Source organism: Rhodococcus sp. SBT000017 (assembly GCF_003688915.1).
Taxonomy (GTDB): domain Bacteria; phylum Actinomycetota; class Actinomycetes; order Mycobacteriales; family Mycobacteriaceae; genus Rhodococcoides.
Genome location: NZ_REFU01000001.1, coordinates 3,828,955 through 3,853,193, shown reverse-complemented (window position 1 = coordinate 3,853,193; position 24,239 = coordinate 3,828,955). Strand labels below are relative to the sequence as shown.

The window sequence follows — 24,239 nt, the reverse complement described above, 5'->3', positions numbered from 1 at the left end:
TGGGGGCCAGGATCCTCACCGTGTGACCCAGGTCGTTCGAGTTTTCGCCCACCGTGATCTTTCTGTAACCTCGACGCGATGACCACCCACGACCAGAGAGTTCTCGAGCGGCAGCCGACAACGGCACCGGCTCGACACTCCGGCGTCGGGCGTGGTGACGTCGTTGCGGCGGCCGCATTTCTGGTCGCGGCGGTCTACGTCCTGCAGGGCCAATGGCGCAATCTGGGTGGCGGCTACCTCTACAACAGCGGCCAGGACCAGACGATGTGGGAGTGGTTCTTTTCCGTCGCAGCGCATTCGGTTGCTTCACTGAGCAACCCCTTGGCGAGTGACCTGCAGAATTACCCGCTCGGGGTGAATCTGATGGCGAACACCGCGATGTTCGGCATCTCCATCCCGCTGGCCCCGATCACGTTGCTCTTCGGACCGACGGTGACCTGGGCAATTGCCCTCACCATCGGCCTCGCCGGCACATCGTTCGCGTGGTTCTGGCTGTTCTCCCGTCAACTGAACGCGTCCAAGGGTGCCGCGGCAATGGGCGGTGCGCTGTGCGGCTTTGCGCCCGGCGCCATTTCCCACGCCAACGGTCACCCCAATTTCGTGGTGCTGTTCCTGCTTCCGGTCATCGCGATGCTGGTCACCCGCATCGCCCACGGCGGCGGAACCACCAAGAACACCGTCGGACTCGGCCTGATCGTCGCACTGCAGATCCTGCTCGGCGAAGAACCGCTCCTGATCTTCGCGATATCGTTCGCCATCTTCGCCGTCGTCTACTACCTGTCGCGCCCGCGTTCGCTGTGGCCCGCCGTCCGCAACGCCGTTCCCCGACTCGCAGTGTCGGCCGGTATCGCGTTGACGCTCGTGGCGTTTCCGCTGTGGTGGCAGTTCTTCGGCCCGCAGTCGTACTCGTTCCTCGAACACGGGCCGATGGGCAACGACGCCAAAGCGCTGTTCCAGTTCCCGACGCAATCCCTCGGCGGCGAGGCGACGCCGGGGCAGAACGTCCGTATCAACGCCACCGAGGAGAACGCGTACTTCGGCTGGCCGCTGCTGGTGCTGTGCCTGATTGCAGCGGTGTGGATGTGGCGCGTCGCGTGTGCCCGTGCCGCCGCGGCCACCGCGATCGTCATGAGCGTGCTCTCGCTCGGCGCAACGCTGGTGATCGGCAAGAACGAGACCGGCATCACGCTGCCGTGGACGAAGCTCGCCGAGTACCCCCTCGTCGAATCCGTGCTCGAGACCCGCTTCGCGTTGGGCGCGGTTCCTGCCCTGGCCCTGCTGCTCGTCCTGGCCACCGATCGAACGTTCCGCAACGGACTTCGTCCGCTGCCTGCGTTCTGGATCGCCGGACTCGCCCTCGCGCTCGTACCCCTGATCCCGACGCCGCTGGTCACCGTCGACAAGTCTCCGACCCCGCAGTTCTTCGCCGACGGTGAGTGGAAGAACTACGTCGACGACGGTTCCGTCGTCACCGTTCCCCTTCCGCGACCCGAGGACGCCCGCCCGCTGCGCTGGCAGATGGACGCCGACATGGGCTTCAAGCTCGCCGCCGGCTACTTCGTCGGGCCGAGCGACAAGGAAGACAAGGTCGCCAAGTACGGAGCCGTCGACCGTCCGACCGCGCTGCTGCTCGGCTCGGTCTACGACTCGGGCAGCGTCCCCGAGATCACCGCGGATCAACGCACTCAGGCAGCGCAGGACATGGCCTTCTGGGAGGCCGACGTCGTGGTGCTGCCGCCGAGCAAGAACACCATAGCCCTGCGCACCACCGTCACCGACCTCGTCGGTGTCGAGCCTCGATACACCGGCGGCGTGTGGGTGTGGGATGTGCGGACGCTCGTCCCATAGCATCGTCGGCGTGCCCGAGACCGCTCCGAACCTCAAGACCTCCCGGCTGATAGCGATCGTCACCGGCATCATCGGTGCGATTCTCGCCATCGCGACTCCACTGCTGCCGGTTCAACAGGACGTTGCCACCCTCTCGTGGCCGCAGAGCTCGTTCGGCAGCGTCAATGCCCCGCTGGTGAGCTACTCGCCCGTCGACTTCGAAGCAACCGTTCCGTGCAGCGCGGCCACTGCTCTCGCCGACGGCGGCACACTGATTTCCACCGCACCCATCGCGGCTGCGAAGACCGAGCAGAAGGCACTGATCGTGCGGGTCGACGACGGCCGACTGCAGGTTCTGCTGCGTGAGCGCGTCCTCGCCGAAACTCCCGTTTCCGAGCTGTCCGAGAACTGCGCACTGACGGTGTCCTCGAACGCCGCCAGCACCGTCGTCGACCTCGACGGCGAGCCAAGCACCGTGGACGGCGACATCCGCCCGCAGGTCGTCGGCATCTACACCGACCTCACCGCACCGGTCGACGGCCTGAACGTGCGCGCAGACATCGACTCGCGCTACTCCTCGAGCCCCACCACATTCAAGTTGCTGGCCATGATCGTCGGCGCGCTCGCTGTGATCGCATCCCTGTTCGCGCTGCACCGACTCGACAGCATGGACGGTCGACGCCACCGCCGATTCCTCCCCTCGCGCTGGAAGTCGATCACCGGCGTCGACGCGGTCGTGGTGGGTGTGCTGGTGCTGTGGCACTTCATCGGCGCGAACACCTCCGACGACGGCTACCTGCTCAACATGGCCCGCGTCTCCGAGAACGCCGGCTACATGGCCAACTACTTCCGCTGGTTCGGCGTCCCCGAAGCGCCGTTCGGCATGCCGTACTACGACATGCTCGCCGCACTCGCCAAGATCAGCACGGCCAGCATCTGGATGCGCTTGCCCGCTACCATCGCGGCGCTGCTGTGCTGGCTGGTCATCAGCCGCGAGGTCATCCCCCGCCTCGGCCGCGCAGTGCTCACCAACCGCGTCGCACTGTGGACCGCCGGACTGGTATTCCTCGCGTTCTGGCTGCCCTACAACAACGGGCTGCGCCCCGAACCTATCATCGCCCTCGGCGCACTGTTGACGTGGTGCTCGATCGAGCGCGCAATCGCCACCGGACGACTGTTGCCCGCCGCGGTCGGCACCCTGATTGCCGCGTTCTCGCTCGCCGCCGGACCGACCGGGCTGATCGCCGTCGCCGCGCTGCTCGCCGGACTGCGACCGCTGGTGATGATCGTCATCAAACGAGCGCGAGAGGTGGGGCTGCTCGCAGTTCTCGCGCCGCTGGTGGCGTCGGGAACGGCGGTGCTGATCGCGATCTTCGCCGACCAGACTCTGAGCACCGTGCTCGAAGCGACCCGGGTGCGCTCGGCCATCGGACCGAACGTGCCGTGGTTCGAAGAACGCGTCCGCTGGGACGCACTGATGACCATCTCGCCCGACGGCTCGCTCGCCCGACGATTCGGCATGTTCGCGATGCTGCTGTGCATCGTCGTGTGTATCGCGGTGATGCTCCGCAAGAACGGACGCATCCCCGGGACCGCCACCGGGCCGTCGCGTCGGATCCTCGGAATCATCCTGGGCGCACTGGCTTTGATGATGTTCACGCCCACCAAGTGGACCCACCACTTCGGTGTGTACGCCGGTCTCGCGGCATCGTTGGCCGCGCTGGCCGCCGTTGCCGTGACCGCGGCGACCGTCCGTTCTCCGCGCAACAGAACACTGTTCACCGCCGCCGTGCTGTTCCTGACGGCGGTGGCATTCACCAGCTCCAACGGGTGGTGGTACGTCTCGAGCTACGGAATTCCATGGTTCGACAAACCGCCGTCCATTGCCGGAAAGGGCTTTTCGACGATCCTGCTCGGCCTGACGGTTCTGACGCTGCTCTACGCCGCCTATCAGCACGTCCGATTGCCTTATCGCAGAAAAGAACCCACCACGCGTCGACGCTTCGCGCCGTCCGCACTGACCATCGTCGCCGGCGGCGTCGTCGCCTTCGAGGTGCTCTCCTTCGTCAAAGGTGCTGTGGCGCAATACCCTGCATACTCGATCGCCCGCTCGAACTTCTCGGCGCTCGCCGGAAACTCGTGCGGACTAGCCGGTGACGTGCAGGTGGAAACCGACGTCAACGGCTCGGTCCTGCAACCGATCGATCCAGCGGCCGACGCCTTGGGTGCCGGTGGGAGTACCGGCTTCACCCCCGACGGCGTCGCCCAGGATCTGACCGCAGACTCCGAGGACACCGCCCAGGGCAGCGCCAACTCCATCCGACCCGAGGACTCCGAACAGAGCGCGGCGGCCACCTCGTCGAACTCTGCGGGCACCTCCGGCGGAACCAACGAGAACGTCGGAATCAACGGCAGCACAGTCGCTTTGCCGTTCGGCTTGAATCCTGCCACCACTCCGGTACTGGGCAGCTTCGGAGCCACCGAGCCCGCATCGCTGACCTCCGGCTGGTACCAGCTTTCCGACACCGACCGCGGCGACCTGATCGCCATCGCCGCCGCAGGCCGCATCCGCTCGGTGGACAAGGACGGCATCGTCAGCCCGGGCCAACGCGTCGAACTGGAGTATGGACGCCGCGACGGCGATGACGTGCTCGCGCTGGGACGGATCACCCCACTCGACATCGGTCCGTCGCCGTCGTGGCGCAACCTGCGGGTCCCGATGAACGATCTTCCGGCCGACGCGGACGTCGTGCGCATCGCCGCCGAGGACAACGACCTGGCCGGCGATCAATGGCTCGCCGTCACCCCACCGCGCGTCCCGAAGACACAGACGCTCAACTCGTTGGTCGGATCGACCGATCCGGTGTTGCTGGACTGGGCCGTCGGACTCGCGTTTCCGTGCCAGCGCCCGTTCGATCATCGCGACGGCGTCGCCGAGGTACCGCAGTACCGCATCCTGCCCGACCGCACCGGTGCCGAATCCACCAACGCCTGGCAGGACTCGATCGGCGGCGGCCCGCTCGGCTGGACGGAACTGCTTCTCGGTGCACAGACACTGCCGTCGTATCTCGCCGACGACTACTCCCGAGACTGGGGATCCATCGAGAGATACATGCCACTCGATCCCGACGCGGCGACGGCCGATATCGCCGTCGAGCAGCGGTCTCGGTCCGGATTGGCCAGCGACGGACCGATGAAAACAGACTGATTCCCTGGTTCTGGAACTATTCCGGGGACGGTGCCTGTGTGACCTCTTCGTCACGCTCGCATAACATCGACTCTCGTGCCCGACGTCGTGACAGATTCATCAGCTGGTCCACCCGTCCCCGCTCCACTGGGAGCCTCGGACGAACTTCGTGCTCAGGTACGAGTTCCCCGGCTGATGGCCATGGTGGCAGGCGTGCTCGGTGTGCTGTTCGCGCTGATCACTCCGTTCGCACCCGTCACTCAGACCACGGCGACCATCGAATGGCCGCAGAACGGGCTCCTGCAGGACGTGGACGCCCCGCTGGTGTCCCAGGCACCCCTGAGCCTCACTGCGACCCTCCCGTGCTCTGCCGTCGCAGCACTCCCCGCGTCGGGCGGGTTGCTGCTGGCGACGGCGCCCCCGCAGGGTGAAGGCGCAGCACTGAACAGTCTGTTCGTTCGCGTCGGCGAACAGAACGTCGACGTTCTGGACCGCAACGTCGTCGTCGCGACGGCACCTCGCGCCGACGTCCAGAGCACCCGCTGCGCGGCCATCGAGATCACCTCGAACGACCAGTACACCTCCGCGGCCTTCACCGGACTGACCGATGATGACGGGCAGCCTCTGCAGGGCCGGCTCGACGGCGATCTGCGCCCCCAGGTCGTCGGCATCTTCAGCGATCTCAGCGGCGCGGCCCCGGCCGACATGTCCGTCACCGTCGACGTCGACTCGCGCTTCTCGTCGTCGCCGACGTTGCTCAAGTCGCTGATCATGATCCTCGCGATCGCATGCACCTTGCTGGCCATCGGCGCACTCGGACGGCTCGACGGCACCGACGGCCGCGCGCACCGCCGCTTCTTCCCCTCCCACTGGTGGAAATTCACCGGCGTCGACGTCACCGTTCTCGGCGTTCTGGTGGGTTGGCACTTCGTCGGTGCCAATACCTCGGACGACGGCTACCTGCTCACGATGGCCCGCGCCGCCGATCACTCCGGCTACATGGCCAACTACTTCCGCTGGTTCGGCGTACCCGAGGCCCCGTTCGGCTGGTACTACGACGTACTCGCCGTCTTCGCCAAGATCTCGACCGCCAGCCCGTGGATGCGTCTACCAGCCCTCATCGCAGGCGTCCTGTGCTGGATGGTGATCAGCCGTGAGGTGGTGCCACGCCTCGGCCGCGCCGTACGCAAATCCAATGTCGCCCTGTGGACCGGCGGACTGGTGTTCCTCGCGTTCTGGCTGCCGTACAACAACGGACTTCGTCCCGAGCCGATCGTCGCTCTGGGCGCACTCCTCACCTGGTGCTCGGTGGAACGATCCATCGCCACCGGACGACTGCTCCCCGCAGCCGCGGCATGTCTCATCGGAGCCTTCACCCTCGCCGCAGCGCCGACCGGATTGATGTGTGTGGCAGCACTTCTCGCCGGGGCCCGGCCCATCGCGCGCATCGTCGTCCGACGCCACCGCCAGGTCGGCACCCTCGCGATGCTGGCACCGTTGGCCGCGGCAGGCGTACTGGTTCTCGTGGTCGTGTTCGCCGACCAGACGTACGCGACGGTCATCGAGTCCACCCGAGTCCGCACCATCATCGGCCCCAACGAGGCCTGGTACCAGGACTTCCTGCGCTACTACTACCTCTTCGTGCAGACCGTCGACGGCTCCGTCGCACGCCGCTTCGCATTCCTGACGATGATCCTGTGCCTGTTCACCACACTGTTCGTTCTGCTTCGTCGCCGACGCATCCCCGGTATCGCGAACGGGCCGGCCTGGAGGCTTCTCGGCGTCGTGCTCGGCACCATCTTCTTCATGATGTTCAACCCCACCAAGTGGACTCACCACTTCGGTTCCTACGCCGGAATCGCCGGTGGACTCGCCGCCCTGACCGCAGTCGCCGTCTCGGCCAGCGCACTGCGCTCGCGACGCAACCGATCGCTGTTCACCGCCGGGCTGATGTTCGTTCTCGCACTGTCGTTCTCGGGCATCAACGGCTACTGGTACGTCTCGAGCTACGGCGTGCCGTGGTTCGACAAGACGGTATCGCTGAGCGGCAACGAATCGGGAACCCTGTTCCTCATCCTGTTCGGGCTCGTCCTCGCCGTCGCCGCATTCCAATATCTACGCGAGGGATACGCTCCCCCACAACCGAAACCGACGTCTGCGCGCGGCAAGCGCATCCGTAAGTTCGCCGCCGCACCGCTGACCGTCATCGCCGGAATCATGGTGCTGTTCGAGGTGCTCTCGCTCGTCAAGGGAGCCGTCTCGCAGTATCCCGCCTACTCGCTGGCCCGCTCGAATGTGCAATCAGTTCTGGGCAATTCGTGCGGACTCGCCAACGACGTCCTCGTCGAATCGAACCCCAACGCAGGTGTACTGAGCCCGCTGCCCGAGGAATTCGACCCCGTCGCAGGACCCCTCGGCGGATCGAGCAGCACACTGCGAAACTTCACTGCCAACGGCGTTCCCAGCGACCTCAGCGCCGACGCCGTGGAAGTCAAACCAGGACAAGGCAATACCGACCAACAGTCCGTCGGACCCGCCTTCGAGGAAGGCCAGAGCTCCGGAACTGCAGGAGGCACCGGCGAAGTGGGCGTCAACGGCTCCTCCGCCGCCCTGCCCTTCGGTCTCGACCCGGCCACCACCCCCGTCCTCGGCTCCTACCAGGAAGGCGTCCAGGAGCCGGCCGCGGCCACCTCGACCTGGTACCAGCTACCCGCCCGCAGCGACGACGCTCCCCTGGTCGTCTTCTCCGCAGCCGGACGCATCTGGTCCTACGACGACACCGGAGCCCTCACCTACGGACAATCCCTACTGCTCGAATACGGCAAGCGCCAGGCCGACGGAAGCGTCCAGGCACAGGGCACCTACCTGCCGCGCGACATCGGACCCGCACCCTCGTGGCGTAACCTCCGAATCCCGTTGGCGGACATCGCACCCGACGCCGACGCCGTCCGCATCGTCGCCAACGACCCCAACCTCACCGGCGACCAATGGCTCGCGTTCACCCCGCCCCGGGTGCCCGTGATGGAGAATCTGAACACCCTCATCGGCAGCGATCAGCCCGTACTGCTCGACTGGGCCGTCGGACTGCAATTCCCGTGCCAACGCCCCTTCGACCACCGAAACGGCGTCGCCGAGGTACCCGGATACCGCATCCTCCCCGACCGCCCACTCGCCGTCAGCTCCACCGACACCTGGCAATCCGGCGAGAACGGCGGCCCACTGGGCTGGTCCGAACTGCTCGCCAAGCCCGTCGCCATCCCCACGTACCTCGACAACGACTGGGCCAGGGACTGGGGATCACTCGAACGCTACGAGCAGTACTACCCCAGCGCCGTGCCCGCCGACGTGAACACTGCTGACGTCACCCGTTCGGGTTGGTACAAAGACGGCCAACTGCGAGTTTTCGAGGACTGACTTCGGCCGGCCCCACGCGATCGTGGGGCCGGCTGTCGGACAGTTACTCGCTCAAGACCTGATCCGCGAGGACTCCTCGGCCCACGCGCGCTCGCGCAGGGCGAACTTCTGGATCTTGCCGGTCGACGTATGGGGCAGTTGTCCGAAGTAGACCTGCTTGGGCGTCTTGAACCCCGCCAGGCGGTATCGGACGTGCGCGATCACCTCTTCCGCCGTCGCGATGCTCCCCTCGTGCAGGGTGACATACGCCGCGGGAACTTCGCCCCACCGCGCGTCGGGAACGCCGATGACTGCCACTTCGAGGACAGCGGGGTGCGCGGCAATGGCCTGCTCCACCTCGACCGAGGAGATGTTCTCTCCTCCCGAGATGATGACGTCCTTGCTGCGGTCACGAAGCTCGATGAAGCCGTCAGCATGCATGACTCCTAGGTCACCGCTGCGGAACCAGCCGTCTGGGGCCGCGGCCGACGTGCCCTCCGGGTCCTTGAAGTAGCCGAGCATCACGCCGTTACCGCGGAACGCGATCTCACCGACCGTCCAACCGTCCGCCGGAGCGTCGCCGTCCGCCGTGATGACCCGAGCCCGCGTCGAGATCATGGTAGGAACCCCCTGCCGCGCGCGAAGGCGGGCTTGCTCCGCCGAATCGAGCACGTCCCATTCCGGCGGCCAGTCGCAGATCATCCCCGGTCCGTAGGTCTCGGTCAGACCGTAGAAGTGGGTCACATCGAAACCGAGTCTCCGCATGCGCTCGAGAAGTGTCGGGCTCGGCGGCGCGCCGCCCGTGCCGATACGGATCAACGGCTGATCCGCGCGCCGGGCAGCGATGTCGTCCGAAGCCTTCGCGTACGCCAGCATCGACAGCACTGTGGGCGCACCGCAGAGGTGCGTCACGCCCTCTTCGTCGATCAGCCGCCACGCCTCGTCGGCATCGACCTTGCTCAGACACACGTGTGTGCCGCCGGCCGCCGTCACCGCCCACGGAAAAGTCCACCCGTTGCAATGGAACATCGGCAAAGTCCACAGGTACTTCGTGGCGGGGCTCAGACCGAAGTGGCCCACCATCGACAGCGCCTGAAGATAGGCACCACGGTTGTGGTACATCACTCCCTTGGGTCGTCCGGTGGTGCCAGAGGTGTAACTGATGGACAACAGCGCACGCTCGTCGGTGAGCGTGGGCAGGGGGTTCCGGTGACCTTCCCCGATGAAACGCTCGTAGTCCTCGCTGCCGACCCACACGATCTCCACGTCAGCGGGGATGTCCGCCGTTGCGGCTGTCACTGCGTCGCGAAAGTCGTTGTGAGCGATCAGCGTCGAGGCTTCGGAATGCTCGAGGATATAGGCGATCTCGGTGCCGGTGAGCCTGGTGTTGATGGTGACAAGGGCTCGTCCTGACATCGGTACTCCGAAGTGCGCCTCCAGCGTCTCGTGCGTGTTGGGGCACAGGACGGCCACCGGAGTCACCGGGCCCGCCAAAGCCGCTGCCAAATCTCGACAGCGGGCGGCGAACTCGGCGTAGGTGAACCGGGAGTCTCCGTCTATCACGGCGACCCGGCCCGCATGGGAGGCGAGTGCCCGCTCGAGAAGCAGCTGCGGAAGCAGCGGCTCGAACGACAGTTCGTACGACGGATCGGCGTTCATCGAGAGCTCCTTGCAGTCATGGCTTGTCGGTTCACTGGCCGGGCGTGAACAAGAGCGCGCGCGCGACCGTCGAGGGCCCGATCTCCGCCAGCTGACGCTTCTCCATGTCGCCCAGCGCATGGTGCACCGTCCGGTCGCCGATGTGCTTGCGATCGAGCACCGGTGCCGCGATGCCGCGCATCAACGACACCGGCAGCCAACGCGCAGGAACCGTCATCGCTCGCTGTCGTGCCACGATTCCGTCCACGAGTGCTGCCGCAGCCTGCTCGGGCTTGATGTGCTTGAGCAGGAACTTCGGACTGGCCTCCAGCAGAGCCATCATGTGCGGGTCCGAATCGACGCCGTCGCGCACCATGTCGGTGTCGATGAGCGAAAAGTAGGCCGTCATCGCCGAGGCGCCGTGCATGGCCAGCTCCACACTGAGTCCTCGACCGAGCTGCTCGATGGCCGCCTTACTCATGGCGTACGGGATCGCCCCGGCTCCGTTGATGTAGGCGAAGACCGAGCTGATCAGAACGATCTGGCCCTTCGAGTCGATGATGTCCTCGATCGTCGCCGCGACCGAGTTCATCACCCCGTCGACATTGACGGACATGACGGACTCGGCCTGACCGGGACGCAGCGAACGCACCGTGGCAGCCCCGCCGAAGATGCCCGCATTGGCGATCAGGACGTCGATGCGTCCGAACTGCTGTCGTGCGTTCGCAGCCGCTGCCGTGACCGATGCGGAGTCGGTCACGTCGCACTGCACCGCGGCACCGAGACCGTCGGGCAGCGATGATGCTGTGCGCCGGGCTCCTTCGAGGTCACGGTCGGCAATCACAACTCGCGCACCCCGACGAGCCAGGGCATCGGCGGTCGCCGCGCCGAGACCTCGGCCTGCCCCAGTGAGGAAGACCACCTTGCCGTCCAGTGCGTAGCTCTCTTTCCGCCACAGCATCTTTCGACCCCGTGCGCTCACAGCTCTTCTCCGGAATCCGCAAGGAAGCCGACAAGCGCGGGGGCAAATTTCTCGTGGTATTGGAAGATGCCTCCGTGTCCCGAGTTCGGATAGATGATGAGCTCCGATCCGTCGATCCGACGTTGCAGCTCGCCCGAGAGAGCCGAATCCACCATTCGGTCGTTGTCGCCGTTGGCAATCAACGTCGGTTGTCTCACCGTCGAGAGATCGTGAGGCGCAGATCGTCCCCACGCCTTGATCGCCTTGAGCTGACGAAGAATCGCGGGCAGGGACACCGCCTTGTCGCGGTCGGAGCGCTCCTCGAGTCGACGCATGAATTCCCGCGCTGCGCCCCGGCCCTGTGCGTCGCGACCGAAGAACAGGAACTCCTTGGGATCCGAACGGGTGATGGCACCTCGGAAGATGTCGTAGAAGGTGACCCTCGAGACCGCATCCATGCTGGCACCCTTCGGACCCGTGCCGGTGAGGACGAGCTTGCGCACCAGCTCGGGATGCCGGACAACCAGCTCCTGCGCCACCATCCCGCCGAGCGAGAAGCCGAAAAGGTCGACTCGTTGGTATCCAAGAGCGCGGATGAAGGCCACTGCATCGCGGGTCATGGCCTCGACGTCGGTCGGCACACTTCCGGTCGTCGCACCAAGGCCGCGATTGTCGAACGCAATGACGTGGCGGTGTGCAGCGACGGCGTCGACGATCCGTGGATCCCAGTTGTCGAGGTTCGCCGCGAGGTGGACGAGGAACACGACGGGAATGCCGCCCTTCGGCCCCAGCTCACGGTAGGCGTAGGTGACGTCTCCGACGTCGACCGTACGAGTCGGCGCGTCTCGGTAGGCCATGACGGTCGGGGCCGTGGAACTCGGCACCCCCTGGCCGTTCTGGTTGCTCTTCTCGGACATACCACTCTCCTCATCGAGTACGTGGCGCAGCAGCGTCACGATGGCGGCCTCGACCCCATCGTGACGGCGGAGTCTCGGATGAACTTCAGAGCGATAGTATCATGATCATAATTCAATGAGGTCGAATCGGCGCAACCGACGAAAGCTGTATGGCACCTACACTGGCCGTCGAGGATTCGAGATGTCCGAGGTGCGTCGGGCCGGAAGGGAATGGGCGAGATGACGCGTTACGGTCGAGAGCACAAGGCAGTGACTCGTCGCAGAATCCTGGAGTCGGCAGGGAAGCGACTGAAGGTGTCAGGGATCGACGGCTCGGGCGTCGCATCGCTGATGGGCGATGCAGGCCTGACCACGGGTGCGTTCTACGCCCACTTCGACTCCAAGGACGATCTTGTGGTCGAAGTCGTGAAGAACGAGCTGGAATCCCAGCGCAGCGAGCTCAACGCACTGCCTACTGGGCCGGAGGGTGTAGCGGCATTTCTCCGCAACTATCTCTCGGCGCTCCACCGGGACGACCCGGCGCAGGGCTGCGTCTCAGCGGCGCTTCTCGACGAGATCGCCCGCGGCTCGGATACGACGCGGGATGCCTACAGCACCGCACTCATCGCGGTCATCGACGACTTGGCAGATGCGGCCGCGGCCGCATCCGGGACCCCGACACAACGCGTGGATGCCCTCAGCGCACTCGCACTGATGGCTGGAACGGTCCAGGTCGCCCGGTCACTGACCGACACGTCACTGTCCGACGCGGTGCTCGACGCGGGCCTTCGAAACGCAGCGGCGATACTGAATCTGAAGTCGGTCGACCTCACTAAATCGGGAGCAGCGAGTGCTTCCGTGGACTCTTGATCACTTCTTTGTCCCTGAGGATGTGCAGGGCCTTACGGATTTCGAGGCGCGTGCTCGACGGCTCGATGACGGCGTCGATGTAGCCACGCTCGGCCGCGATCCACGGCGTAGCCACGTGCTCGTTGTAGAAGTTGATCAATTGCTTGCGCAGGGCGGGTGCGTTCTCTCCGGCCTCGGCAAGCTGCTTGCGACTCATGATGTTGATGGCGCCCTCGGCACCCATGACGGCGATGCGGGCCGTCGGCCAGGCGAGGTTGATGTCGGATCCGAGCTGCTTCGAGCCCATCACCGCATATCCACCGCCGTACGACTTACGAATCACCACGGTCAGTTTCGGCACCGTCGCTTCGACGAACGAGAAGATGAAGCGGCCACCGCGGTGGATGACACCGAGGGTCTCCTGATCGACGCCGGGCAGGAACCCGGGTGTGTCGACGAGAAAGATGATCGGGATGTTGTACGCGTCGCTGAGGCGGATGAACCGGGCGCATTTGTCCGCTGCCTTGGCGTCGAGCGCCCCGGACAGGTGCATCGGCTGATTGCCGACGATTCCCACCGGTCGACCGTCGACACGGGCAAATCCGGTGATCACGTTCGGTGCAGTCTGACCCGAGAGCTCGTGGAATTCACCGTCGTCGAAGATGCGCAGGATGATGTCGTGCATGTCGTAACCGGCGTTGTCGGCGTCGGGCATGAACGAGTCGAGCTTGCGATCGGATTCGGTGATCTCGGGCTCGAGCCCCGGATTGATCACCGGCGACTCTTCCTGGCAGCTCGACGGCATGTAGCTCAGGTAGTTCCGGATCCACTCGAAAGCGGCCTTCTCGTCGGCAGCCACGTGGTGCACGTTGCCGTTGATGGCCTGGACCCGCGCACTACCCAGTTCGTCGAGGCTGACGTCCTCACCGGTGACGGATTTGATGACGTCCGGGCCGGTGACGAACATGTACGCCTCTTCGGTGGCGACCACGATGTCGGTGTTGATCGGCGCATACACCGCACCACCGGCGCACTTTCCGAGGATCAGGGAGATCTGCGGGCACAGACCGGACAACGCCTCGTGGCGTCGACCCAGCTCGGCGTACCAGGCCAGGGAGGTCACCGCATCCTGCACACGAGCTCCACCGGAGTCGTTGATGCCGACGACCGGGCAGCCCATCTTGATCGCGAAGTCCATGATTCCGGCGACCTTGCGGCCGAACATCTCGCCGACGGTTCCGCCGAACACTGTCTGATCGTGCGAGAACACCGCGATCGGACGACCGTCGACGGTTCCGTGGCCGGTGACGACGCCGTCGCTGTAGAGAGCGGCCGGGTCGTTCGGGGCCTTCACCAGTGCGCCGATCTCGACGAAGCTACCGGGATCGAGCAACGACTTGACGCGATCGCGGGCACTGGGGATGCCCTTCTTCGCGCGCTTCGCTACCCCGATCTCGCCGGCCGGTTCCTCGGCCAGGACGAGCCTCGCTCGTAGTTCGGCCAGCTTCTCCGCAGTGGTGCCACTCAAGATCTACGCTCCGGTTCTTGCAGACTCGATGTTCTCGAGCGTCTTCGACAGATGGGCCGCAATTTTTCCAATGTACGGCTCGTCCACGACGGCGAGGTGGTCGCCTCCGACGTACACGATCTCGAGGTCCTTCACCACCGGTCCCCAGCCACCGTGCTCTTCGCGGGTGGCGTACGCGGGCTCGAGAGCGATCGCGTCGTCGTGGTACTTGTCGGCCAGGTACAGCGTCACGTGCCCGCCGTACTCCTTGAGCTCGGCGGTCTGGATCGCGCGGTTGTCGAGCCACGACGTGCGCTGATGCTCGATGATTCCGCCGGGGATCTTCGCGCCGCTGAGCTTGACCAAGTCGGTGATGATGCGGATCTGTCCCTCGTCGTCCGAGTCCACCAACTTGTCGTACGGAATCGGGTAGTCGACGTTGTACGTCTTCTTCGCGAATGCGGCGTACCGCTCCCAGCGCTTGCGGACCTCGTCCTTGGTGTCCGGAATCGCGGTGCCGGGCATGACGGTGTCGAGCAAACCGACGTAGGCGACCTCGATGCCCTCTTCTTCCATCTGACGCGCCACCTCGTAGGCGAGGATGCCGCCGAGCGACCAGCCGACGAAGACGTACGGCCCCTCGGGCTGGATCGCCTTGATCAGCGGCACGTACTCCGCAGCGCGAGTGGCGATGGGCCCTTCGACGCGCTCGAGTCCGTACATCGGCGTACCTGCCGGCAACTTCCGCAGCAGCGGTTCGTAGGCGACGGTGGAGCTACCGGCCGAGTGGAAGGCGAACACCGGTGTGGCAGTGGAACCTTCGGGGCGGGCGCGCAGATTGCGAACCACACCGTCGATCTCGCCGTCTTCGAGGTGCGGGCGTACCTTGTCGGCGAGCTGCTCGATGGTCTCCGAGTCCAGGACGTCGTCGAAGGTGATCTCGCCACCGGCCCGTTCGGTCAGACGAGCGGCCAACTTCTCGGCCGTCTCGTCATCGAGGATCGGCAGGGTGTTGAAGATGCCCTTGGCCGATTCCTTCGTCACGACCGCCCACGTTGCGAACGTCATCCGCTCGGCGTTGTCACGCGGGGGCACATCGGATCCGGCCGCTTCGGCGAACGCTTCCTTACCGCCCAGGTCGGTCTCGGCTGCAGCAGGAACAGCCGGTGCAGCAACAGGTTCCGGGACTTCAGGAGCCTGCTCGACAGGAGCGGCTTCGACGGCCGGAGCCGGCGCAACTGCAGCCTGCTCGGCAGCCTTCTCGGCTGCCTGCTTGTCGGCCAGCGCCTGCACCTCGTCGCGGTTGTCGATCGCGTAGCGCAGGTACTTCTCCACCTCACGCAGATTCGCGTCGCGGACAGCCTGCAATTGCACTGTGGGGATATCGAATTCGTACTCCACCCGATTCTTGATTCGGACAGCGCTGAGCGAATCGAGGCCCAGTTCGATCAGGGGAACCTCGGGCGGAAGATCCTCCGGTGAGTAGCCCATGGACTCCGCGACGATGATGGCCAGTCGGTCCTCGAGCTTCTGATTGCCGTTGGGATCCCAGCGATCACCGAACGTCTCGACGACCTCGGGCAGTTCCTCCATGGGAGAAGAGGAGCGCTCTTCCAGAGCAACAACGGGTTCCGGACGCACATCGCCCGAGGTGACGACGGCCTCGTGCAGCAACGTGAACGCCGAGCCCTCGTGCGCGTGCACCTGCACCGACGCGCCACCGAGGTGCGAAGTCAGCGTGGTGACGACAGTGCCCACCTTCGGCACGTCGGCGTGGGATGCCGAAACACCCAGTGCCACATCGGAGAACACCTGCGATGCAGCGGCCGTGACCAGCGCATCGAATCCGGTGACGGCCGAGGCCTGAACTTCCCAGACGTGACGGCCGTCGGGCAGCGCGACGCGTGCGCCGGGCACTCGCGTGTTGCCGCTCGAGCTGACCTGCGAGTTGAGCCAGAACTCCTTGCGCAGGTACGCGGTACGTGGGATTGCCGCGTACGGGCCGGACTCGAACAGTGTTGCCAACTCCAGCGCATGCCCGTGGACGTAGAGCTGCGCGAGTGCGGCGAGGAACGTCTCGGCCTCGTCTTCCTTGCGCTTGAGTGTCGGGATGAGCGTCGAGTCGGCAACGCCTGCGGCCCACGCCGTCGCAGCGACCGACATCAATGCCACGGGGTTGGGTGCGAGCTCGATGAACGTCGTATGTCCATCTCCCACAGCGACATTGACAGCCTGGGTGAACCAGACCGGATGACGCATTCCCTTGGTCCAGTAGTCGACGCCGTGGATCGCCGCATGCCCGACGCGATAGTGCGCCTCACGATCGACCGACGAGTAGACCCCGGCAGTGAGTTTGCCGGGTTCGATTCCGGCAAGTTCGGCGGCCAGCTCACCGAGCAGCACGTCGACGGCCGCGGTGTGTCCGGCTCCCTTGACATCGAGGAGGCGGGCCATCTTGCCTGCGGCTTCGGCCATATCGACGAGAGCCTCGACCTCGGCGCGTGGCCCTCCGACGGTGGTGTGAGTCGGTGCTGCGTAGACGCAGGGTTCGACGTTGGGGAACTGATCGGTGAGGGTCTTGACCTCGTCCGGGGTGTACTCGACGAGAGCCATGGCACCCTGCGATGCGGCTCCGAGTCCCTCCTGGCCCTCGGCCAGCAGTCGCGAGCGGGCGTAGATGATGCGCACTGCGTCTTCGAGGTTCAGGCCCCCGGCGACGTATGCGGCCGCGACCTCGCCCATCGAGTGTCCGATGACGGCCGACGGCTCGGCACCGTGCGCGCGAAGCGTTGCCGCCAAGGCGATCTGGATGACGAAGATACCCACCTGGGAGTTCTCGAACTCGTAGGTCTGCGAGTCGTCGAGGATGATCTCGCGAATGGAGTAGCCGGCCTCGTCGACGAGCAACTCGTCCACCTTGTCGACCTCTGCGGCGAACTCCGCGTTGGTGCGGTAGAGCCGCGACGCCATCTTGCGATGCTGCGAACCGAAGCCCGAGAACACCCACACTGCGCCGTTGGACGCGGGCGAATCCGCGGAGAACACACCGGGTCCCGGCTTGCCCGCCGCGATGGCGCGAAGCCCGGCAATCGCCTCGGCCGTCGTGGACGCGAGAACCACTGCACGCGAACGCCCGTGGTTGCGGCGGGCCAACGTGCGGCCGACGTCGACGAGAGGCGTCGTGCTGCCCTCTTCGGTTTCGAGCCAGTCGGCCAGCTCTCCGGCGGCCCGCTTGCGACGCGACGGAAGAGCCGCGGACACAGCGAGAATCACTGTCTTCGAACCGGTTTCAGCGTCAGACGATGCGGTCTCGACCTCCGAAACAGCAGGCTCAGGCTCGGCCACGATCGGCAACTCGGCACCGGAAACGTCGGTAACGCCCTCGATCAGAACGGCTTCCGGGTCCACTGCCGAGGGGTCGAATGCGCCGTCGGTCTCACCCGGGACGTACTCGCGCACGACGACGTGCGCGTTGGTGCCACCGAATCCGAAGCCGGAGACGCCTGCGACGGCCTTGCCGGTGTACCGCGGCCAGTCGGTGGCCTCCGGGATGACTTTCAGGTGCGCCTTGTCGAAGTCGATGTACGGGTTGGGGCCCACGTAGTTCAGCGAGGCGGGGAGCTTGTTCTGCTGCATCGCGAGGACGACCTTGATCAAACCTGCTGCGCCTGCGGCAGATTCGAGGTGTCCGAAGTTGGTCTTCGCCGATCCCAGCAGGGCGGGCTTGTCTGCGTCACGGCCACGACCGACCACCCGACCGAGAGCGTCGGCCTCGATCGGGTCGCCCAGAATGGTTCCGGTGCCGTGCGCTTCGATGTAGTCCACGCCCGACGGGTTGATACCGGCGTCCCGGTAGGCGAATCGCAGCGCATCGGCCTGGGCGTCCGGGTTCGGCGCGAGCAGTCCGTTGGAGCGGCCGTCCTGGTTGATCGCGGATCCGGCGATGACGGCGAGCACCTGATCACCGTCGCGTTCGGCGTCCTCGAGTCGCTTGAGCACGACGAGGCCGCCGCCCTCGGAACGGATCATGCCGTTGGCGTCGGAGGAGAAAGCCTTGATTCGGCCGTCGGGCGCGAGCACACCCGTCTGGCCGAATCCGACGGTGATGGGCGGCGCGAGCAGCATGTTGACGCCACCGGCAACGGCGAGATCGGATTCGCCGGTACGCAGACTGCGCACCGCCTGGTGCACGGCGACCAGCGACGACGAGCACGCGGTGTCGACGGCGATCGACGGCCCACGGAAGTCGTAGAAGTACGACACTCGGTTGGCGACGATGGCGGTGGACGTGCCGGTGAGGGCATACGGGTGCACGGCCGGGTCGCTGACGGCGATGAGCTGGTAGTCGTTGGAGGAGCTGCCGATGAAGACGCCGACCTGGCTGCCCTTGATCGAGCTGGCCGGAATGTGCGCGTGCTCCAACGCTTCCCAGGTCAGTTCGAGCGCGAGCCGCTGCTGCGGATCGACGTTGACGACCTCGTTGGGCGACATCGCGAAGAACTCGGCGTCGAAGGTCTTGACGTCGTCGAGGTAACCGCCCTTGGTCACCGTTGCGGCCACCGCGGCAGCGATGACGGGATCGGAGGTGAATTCCTGCCAGCGGCCGTCGGGCAGATCGGTGATGCCGTCGCGGCCCTCGATCAGCAGCGACCACATCTCTTCCGGAGTCTGTCCGGTGCCGGGGAAGCGGGAGGACAGGCCGACGATCGCGACGTCGTGCGCGTCGCCCGAATGCCCGCCGCTGGTGTAGAACGCGTCGTCGACGGTGCCGACCGGCTCGTCCGGCTCGCCCTCGATGATGATCTTGGCCAGCGAGGCGATGGTGGGGTGCTGATAGACGACGGTGGCGGTCAGGGTGACCCCCACCAGCTCCTCGATCTCGCCGCTCAGGGCAACGGCATCGCGAGAGGACAGACCGAATTCCTCCATCGGGCGGTCGTCGGAGATGGCCGACGCCGGTTGCCCGGTCGCGTCCGCAACCCAGTTGCGCAGCCAGTCCCGCAGCTGCGCAACCGTGAGGTCTCCGCCGTCCACGCGCTCGATTTTGTCGGTCTCTAGTTCAGCCATTACTCACCAAGTTGTGTCGGAGGAAAACGGAGGGTGCGCGATCGTCAGTCGGGCAGTTCTGCGTCCGGGAAGGCCGTCTGCTGGTAACCACCGCGCAGAGTGCCCTCGATGTACGCGGCCTTGCATGCGCGTCGAGCGATCTTTCCGCTCGACGTACGCGGAATGGAACCGGCCGGGACGAGCAGGACGTCGCGAACGGTGACGCCGTGCCGAGCGGACACTGCGGTACGCACCTCGTCGGCGATCGGAGCCGGGTCTGCCTTGCCGGAGCCGGGTGCGCGCTCGGCGACGATGACGAGCTGCTCGGAGCTGTCGTCGGAGTCCTTGGTCAGGGCAGCGCCACTGAACTCGAACACGATGTCCGGGAGCTGGTTGAGCGGGACGGCAAAGGCTGCGACGAAGCCGGGACGCAATGCCTTGCTGGCTTCCTGAGCCGAGAACTCGAGGTCCTGCGGGTAGTGATTGCGGCCGTCGACGATGACGAGGTCCTTGACGCGGCCGGTGATGTAGAGCTCGCCGTCGTGGTAGACGCCGAAGTCGCCGGTACGCATCCAGTTGCCGCCCTCGGGAGCGCCATCTGCGTGCGAGCCCTCGGGGTTGCGGTGGACGAGCTTGTTGTGGAAGGTCTCCGAGGTCTCGGTGTCGCGGCCCCAGTAGCCCTTGCCGATGTTCTCGCCGTGCAACCAGATCTCGCCGACATGCTCGTCGGCAACCTCGGTGGCGGTCTCGGAATCGACGATGGCGGCCCACTGGCTGCGGGCGACGGTTCCGGTGGACACCTGCGGGATGGCACCGGGGGCGTCCGGGGCGACGACGACGAAGTTGCCCGCGTTGAGCTCGACGCGGTCGACGTAGACGACCTTGGCCTCGTCGGCGTGCTTGCTGGTCGATACGAACAGGGTCGCCTCCGCCATGCCGTAGGACGGCTTGATCGCGGACTTCGGCAAGCCGTAGGGGCCGAACGCATCGTTGAACTTCTTCATCGACGACGTGGTGACGGGCTCACTGCCGTTGATCAGACCGATGACGTTGGACAGGTCCAGGCTCTCGCCGTTCTTCGGCAGACCACGCTGGGCGGCGTGCTCGAACGCGAAGTTGGGTGCTGCTGCGAAGGTGCCTGCGCCGTCGGAGACCGCGGCGAGTTCCTTGATCCAGCGCCATGGCCGCTGCACGAACGCGCGCGGGCTCATGATGGTGATGTACTTGCCGCCGAGCGCCGGAAGGATGACGGTGAGCAGGCCCATGTCGTGGAACATCGGCAACCAGGTGACGCCGCGGGAGTCGTGGTTGATCTCCATGCTGTCGACCATCTGCAACGCGTTGACGCCGACTGCACGGTGGGTGATCTCGACGCCAGCCGGGGTCCGCGTCGAGCCCGAGGTGTACTGCAGGTACGCGATGTCGTCGAGCCCGGCCTTGGGCTCTACCCACGTCTCGCCGACGCTGTCCGGGACGGCGTCGACGGCGATGATCCGGGGACGCTCCGCGGCGGGCAGCGCGCGGAAGAACGCGCGCACGCCTGCTGCCGAGTTGCTCGCGGTGAGGATGGCGCTCGGCTTGCAGTCACCGAGGACCGCATGCAGGCGGTCGGTGTGGCCGGGCTCGTCGGGATCGAACAGCGGTACCGCGATGGTGCCCGCGTAGATCGCTCCGAAGAATGCGATGACGTACTCGAGGCCCTGCGGCGCCAGAATGGCCACTCGATCACCGGGTTGGGTGACCTGCTGCAGGCGAGCCGCGACAGCTTTGAGGCGAGTACCGAACTCGGCCCAGGTCAGCTCGTGAGCTTCGCCGTCACGTTCCCGGGAGTAGTCGACGAACCGGTACGCGAGCGTGTCGGAATTCTCTTCCACGTTCACCTCGACGTGGCGGACGAGCGTCTGCCCTTCGTCGATGGTGATGTGGCCGTTCTCATCGATGAAGTCATCGAACGTGTGGCTCATTACTTCAATCTCCTCCGACACGAATTCGCTGCCACACAGCCTGCGTGACCTGGGCCCGCACGACCGGCTACGTGCACACGGACACCGAACAGCGTTTTATGTTACTTACTGGTAGCTCTTGCGGTGTCGGTTTGGCACCTGGTTTGAAAGGCCAGCTACATGGTACCGACACGCGCCTACGTCACTCGCCTTTCAGCAAGTCGACAACCGGCGCGAATGCTTCCATTTGAGTGGGGAAAACCCCGACATAGGACATCGTCGTCCGCGCGCGAACGTTACGGATCTGATCGGCAATTTCCTCGTATGTCCCGAATGCGAGGTACGGAGACGACAGGATGTCCTCGACGGTAAGCTTGACGTCGACGTCCACGTTCGGCGGGTAGCCGTTGTCGAGTGCCGCCAGTGCCATCTCCGCCATCTGCTCACGGTCGTCGGTGACGACGATCGTGGTGATGGCCCAGTTCAGTTCGATGTCGTCGAACCGATCGCCCGCGGCTGCGCGAATGAGCTCGACTCGCTCGAGGGTCTTCTCGATGGTCATGCCCGAGAGCAGGAGCTTGCCCTCCTTCGAGGTGCTCGGTACCACGGAGATGATGTCGGCGTGCTTGGCCGCCAGGGCGAGCATCTTCGGACCGCCACCGCCGATGCAGATGGGAGGACGCGGCCCCTGGCGTGGCCGGGGACTGCCCTTGAGTCCGGCGATCGTGTAGTGCTTGCCCTGAAAGTTGCATTCCTGACCGCGCAACAGCACGTCGAGAATTTCGAGGGTCTCTTCCAGCTTCTCGATGCGCACGCCAGGGCGGTCGTACGTGATTCCCGCCTTGTCGTACTCCTCACGCATCCAACCGGCACCGAGACCGAGTTCGAGCCGTCCACCCGAGAGCACATCGATGGTGGCCGCATCCTTGGCCAGCACCGCGGGATGCCGGAAGCCGTTGGCCAGGACCGCAGTGCCGAGCCGAATCTTGTCGGTGGCGACGGCGAGCGCGCCGAGTGCTGCGATGGGCCCGACCTGGTTGCCCAGGTGGTCGGGGATCATGAAGCTGTCGTAGCCCAGTTCCTCGGCTTGTTGCGCCAGCTTGATGAACTTCCGAGCCCCGCCCTCCTCGGCGTTTCCCTCTCCGCCTGCAGCGAATCGGAATTTGCGCGGCCCTGCGGTCGCGGCCTCGGCGGAACTCATCTATTGCTCTCCTCGCAAGTGTGCAGCGGTCTTGTTTCGGGTGGCGAGAGCAGCCCGGCCGGGGCCGATCTGCGCAGGTCCAAGGCGCCACTCTAGCCGCTGGCCCGAGTCGATCACACCGGCTGGGGGCTTCACGACTCAGGTTTGTGCCCGGCAATAGATCGCCCCACGTCCCGTTGTGACGTTTCCGTTATAAAGCGTGGTCGCTCACGAATGAGCGGGCGTCGGGGCATTCTCGATCAGCCCGGCGGCCCACGCAGCAGTCCACTGGGTGGCCGTCGTACCGGATCCGTCGACGACGAAACTGTTGTACGACGCATGGACCGGGTTGCCTGCAGCACCGATCAGAATCTGGATGCTCTGCGGAATATTGCGGAGCGACAATCCATCCGACGGTGACGAGCAGATCAGGTCGCCGGGAGCGCAGATCTGATTGGTCCGGTCGTCGAGGGCACCGAAGCCACCTTCTCGACGCCCCGTCATCGTGATGCCGGGCAGGTCGAGTCCGCCGAGAGCGACCTCGGCACCGACACCGTCGAGCGGGGCCGGAACATCGGTACCGGAGACGCCGTCGCGTCGACCGTCGGCGATGAGGGTGACGCCGAGAACGCGATCGGCGGAGATGGGACCGTTGCCCGCTCCGATCTCCGCCGCGATGTCACCGGAGATCACCGCGCCCTGCGAGAAACCGGCGAGGACGAAATTGGTCAACGGGCAGCGTGCACTGACGTCCGTCATCTTCTGCACGGCGACGGCTTTGCCTTCGGTACGACTGTTGTTGTAGGACTCCTGGCCGTCCGGCGGCAGCGCGATGGGATTCGAGAACTGAGCCACGTACGGCACGGTGTAGACGTCGGCTCGTGAGCCGGGGAACTGCTCCTGCAACGGGCGAGTGACGTTGAGCATCAACGACACCGGATTGGCCGTCGGGTTGTACGGATCGTCGGTGGCAGACGACTCCCAGGTACCGGGGATGGCGATGACCTGGACGTCGGGGCAATCGGCCGGCTGCGACGTCGGCTCCTCGGGGCCCGGAGGCACCGGAATTCCCGGATCCTTCGGCAGCCGTCCGGCAAGCAGGTACCAGAGGGCGACGATGATCAGACCGATGATCGCCGCAACGGCGATCACCGGGAGAATCCTGCGCTTACGCTTGGCCATCTCCGTGGATCTCTACGGCCTGCAGTACGTCGCCTGCGCGGCGGCGATGTAGGTCTGGGCTGTTTGCTGAGCCTGCGTCTCGCTCATCTGGGTTCCGGAGGCGCTGGCCTCGACGCCGACGTTCGCCGTGACGAAGGTCGAGATCTCCTCCGCCGTGACGCCCTGCGCCTGCGCGGCACAGATGTAATTGGCCGTCGACACCGCGATGTCGCCGTTGCCCGCCGGGGTGATGCCCTGATTCCTCAACTCGTCCAGGAAACTCTGACCGCGGTCATCGATCTGACTTTCCGTCGGCCCCGGGAAATCGTCCGGGACGGGCTGAGGCTGCTCCGGCGGCGCGGTGGCCGCCTCACCCGGGCTCGTGGTCGGCGCAGCGGTGGTGGTGGACTCGGCAGCCGACGTCGTCGAACTCGCCTCGGTCGTCGACTCGGCGGCCGAGGTGGTGCTCGTCGGCGCTCCGGTCGCCGTCGAGTCGTCACTCCCGCAGGCCACCAGCATCGAACTCGCCGCCACGGCGAACACACCGAGCGACAGAGTCCTGGTGAGGGAATTACGCATCATCGATCGAAATCCTTCGGTCGTCGGGTTCGCAGGCGAGACTACCGCCGCGCTCTGTGAGAACTCTGAGCT

Annotated in this window: 13 protein-coding genes; 4 read left to right on the top strand and 9 right to left on the bottom strand. The window is 65.6% G+C overall.

Annotated features, from left to right (window positions below; all coding sequences use genetic code 11):
• Nucleotides 1–78: 78 nt before the first annotated feature.
• The 3 genes from AYK61_RS18060 to AYK61_RS18050 all read left to right on the top strand — a co-directional run bounded on the left by AYK61_RS18060 (nucleotide 79) and on the right by AYK61_RS18050 (nucleotide 8,428).
• Complete coding sequence (locus AYK61_RS18060; protein WP_121871826.1) at nucleotides 79–1,848, top strand: glycosyl transferase; 1,770 nt, start codon at nucleotides 79–81, stop codon at nucleotides 1,846–1,848.
• Nucleotides 1,826–5,035, top strand: coding sequence for an arabinosyltransferase domain-containing protein (locus AYK61_RS18055; protein WP_121871825.1), 3,210 nt, complete (start codon nucleotides 1,826–1,828; stop codon nucleotides 5,033–5,035). The genes AYK61_RS18060 and AYK61_RS18055 overlap by 23 nt, the downstream gene beginning before the upstream one ends.
• Nucleotides 5,036–5,110: 75 nt before the next feature.
• Nucleotides 5,111–8,428 (top strand): arabinosyltransferase domain-containing protein, encoded by a 3,318-nt coding sequence (locus AYK61_RS18050; RefSeq protein ID WP_121871824.1) that lies wholly within the window; start codon nucleotides 5,111–5,113, stop codon nucleotides 8,426–8,428.
• Nucleotides 8,429–8,479: 51 nt separating this feature from the next.
• Here the strand turns inward: AYK61_RS18050 and AYK61_RS18045 are convergent, their stop codons facing one another.
• The 3 genes from AYK61_RS18045 to AYK61_RS18035 are packed head-to-tail and all read right to left on the bottom strand — an operon-like array spanning nucleotide 8,480 to nucleotide 11,923.
• Nucleotides 8,480–10,066, bottom strand: coding sequence for an AMP-binding protein (locus tag AYK61_RS18045; protein ID WP_121871823.1), 1,587 nt, complete (start codon nucleotides 10,064–10,066; stop codon nucleotides 8,480–8,482).
• A gap of 31 nt (nucleotides 10,067–10,097) precedes the next feature.
• Nucleotides 10,098–11,027 carry an SDR family NAD(P)-dependent oxidoreductase gene (locus AYK61_RS18040; RefSeq protein ID WP_259468111.1) on the bottom strand — a complete coding sequence of 310 codons (930 nt, stop codon included), beginning with the start codon at nucleotides 11,025–11,027 and terminating at the stop codon, nucleotides 10,098–10,100.
• Entirely contained in the window at nucleotides 11,024–11,923 is a 900-nt protein-coding gene (locus AYK61_RS18035; RefSeq protein ID WP_183130342.1) for an alpha/beta fold hydrolase, read from the bottom strand. Before AYK61_RS18035 ends, AYK61_RS18040 begins: the two co-directional genes overlap by 4 nt.
• Before the next feature lie 219 nt (nucleotides 11,924–12,142).
• Here AYK61_RS18035 and AYK61_RS18030 point away from each other — a divergent pair, with 219 nt between their 5' ends.
• Nucleotides 12,143–12,772, top strand: a complete 630-nt coding sequence (locus AYK61_RS18030; RefSeq protein ID WP_121872867.1) for a TetR/AcrR family transcriptional regulator — start codon at nucleotides 12,143–12,145, stop codon at nucleotides 12,770–12,772.
• On the opposite strand, the gene AYK61_RS18025 is transcribed toward AYK61_RS18030, so the two are convergent.
• The 6 genes from AYK61_RS18025 to AYK61_RS18000 form a co-directional block, all read right to left on the bottom strand.
• The gene (locus tag AYK61_RS18025; protein ID WP_121871821.1) at nucleotides 12,735–14,279 is read right to left on the bottom strand and encodes an acyl-CoA carboxylase subunit beta; all 1,545 of its coding nucleotides are present in this window, start codon (nucleotides 14,277–14,279) and stop codon (nucleotides 12,735–12,737) included. The genes AYK61_RS18030 and AYK61_RS18025 overlap by 38 nt on opposite strands.
• 3 nt (nucleotides 14,280–14,282) lie before the next feature.
• Nucleotides 14,283–19,325, bottom strand: a complete 5,043-nt coding sequence (gene pks13 / locus AYK61_RS18020) for a polyketide synthase Pks13 (RefSeq protein ID WP_121871820.1) — start codon at nucleotides 19,323–19,325, stop codon at nucleotides 14,283–14,285.
• A 44-nt stretch (nucleotides 19,326–19,369) separates the two neighbouring features.
• Nucleotides 19,370–21,268 (bottom strand): long-chain-fatty-acid--AMP ligase FadD32, encoded by a 1,899-nt coding sequence (gene fadD32, locus AYK61_RS18015; protein ID WP_121871819.1) that lies wholly within the window; start codon nucleotides 21,266–21,268, stop codon nucleotides 19,370–19,372.
• A gap of 181 nt (nucleotides 21,269–21,449) precedes the next feature.
• On the bottom strand, nucleotides 21,450–22,448 hold the full coding sequence (locus AYK61_RS18010) for an LLM class F420-dependent oxidoreductase (RefSeq protein WP_121871818.1): 999 nt from the start codon (nucleotides 22,446–22,448) through the stop codon (nucleotides 21,450–21,452).
• A gap of 207 nt (nucleotides 22,449–22,655) precedes the next feature.
• Nucleotides 22,656–23,609: a cutinase family protein gene (locus AYK61_RS18005; protein ID WP_121871817.1), complete on the bottom strand. Its 954-nt coding sequence runs from the start codon at nucleotides 23,607–23,609 to the stop codon at nucleotides 22,656–22,658.
• A 12-nt stretch (nucleotides 23,610–23,621) separates the two neighbouring features.
• Complete coding sequence (locus AYK61_RS18000) at nucleotides 23,622–24,167, bottom strand: DUF732 domain-containing protein (protein WP_121872866.1); 546 nt, start codon at nucleotides 24,165–24,167, stop codon at nucleotides 23,622–23,624.
• Between the last annotated feature and the right edge of the window lie 72 nt (nucleotides 24,168–24,239).

What these genes read in the sequence shown, in the direction of transcription:
- AYK61_RS18060 (WP_121871826.1), top strand. Translation starts at nt 79, where the DNA reads ATGACCACCCACGACCAGAGAGTTCTCGAGCGGCAGCCGACAACGGCA.
- AYK61_RS18055 (WP_121871825.1), top strand. Translation starts at nt 1,826, where the DNA reads ATGTGCGGACGCTCGTCCCATAGCATCGTCGGCGTGCCCGAGACCGCT.
- AYK61_RS18045 (WP_121871823.1), bottom strand. Translation starts at nt 10,066, where the DNA reads ATGAACGCCGATCCGTCGTACGAACTGTCGTTCGAGCCGCTGCTTCCG.
- AYK61_RS18035 (WP_183130342.1), bottom strand. Translation starts at nt 11,923, where the DNA reads ATGTCCGAGAAGAGCAACCAGAACGGCCAGGGGGTGCCGAGTTCCACG.
- AYK61_RS18030 (WP_121872867.1), top strand. Translation starts at nt 12,143, where the DNA reads ATGACGCGTTACGGTCGAGAGCACAAGGCAGTGACTCGTCGCAGAATC.
- pks13 (WP_121871820.1), bottom strand. Translation starts at nt 19,325, where the DNA reads ATGGCTGAACTAGAGACCGACAAAATCGAGCGCGTGGACGGCGGAGAC.
- fadD32 (WP_121871819.1), bottom strand. Translation starts at nt 21,268, where the DNA reads ATGAGCCACACGTTCGATGACTTCATCGATGAGAACGGCCACATCACC.
- AYK61_RS18010 (WP_121871818.1), bottom strand. Translation starts at nt 22,448, where the DNA reads ATGAGTTCCGCCGAGGCCGCGACCGCAGGGCCGCGCAAATTCCGATTC.
- AYK61_RS18005 (WP_121871817.1), bottom strand. Translation starts at nt 23,609, where the DNA reads ATGGCCAAGCGTAAGCGCAGGATTCTCCCGGTGATCGCCGTTGCGGCG.
- AYK61_RS18000 (WP_121872866.1), bottom strand. Translation starts at nt 24,167, where the DNA reads ATGCGTAATTCCCTCACCAGGACTCTGTCGCTCGGTGTGTTCGCCGTG.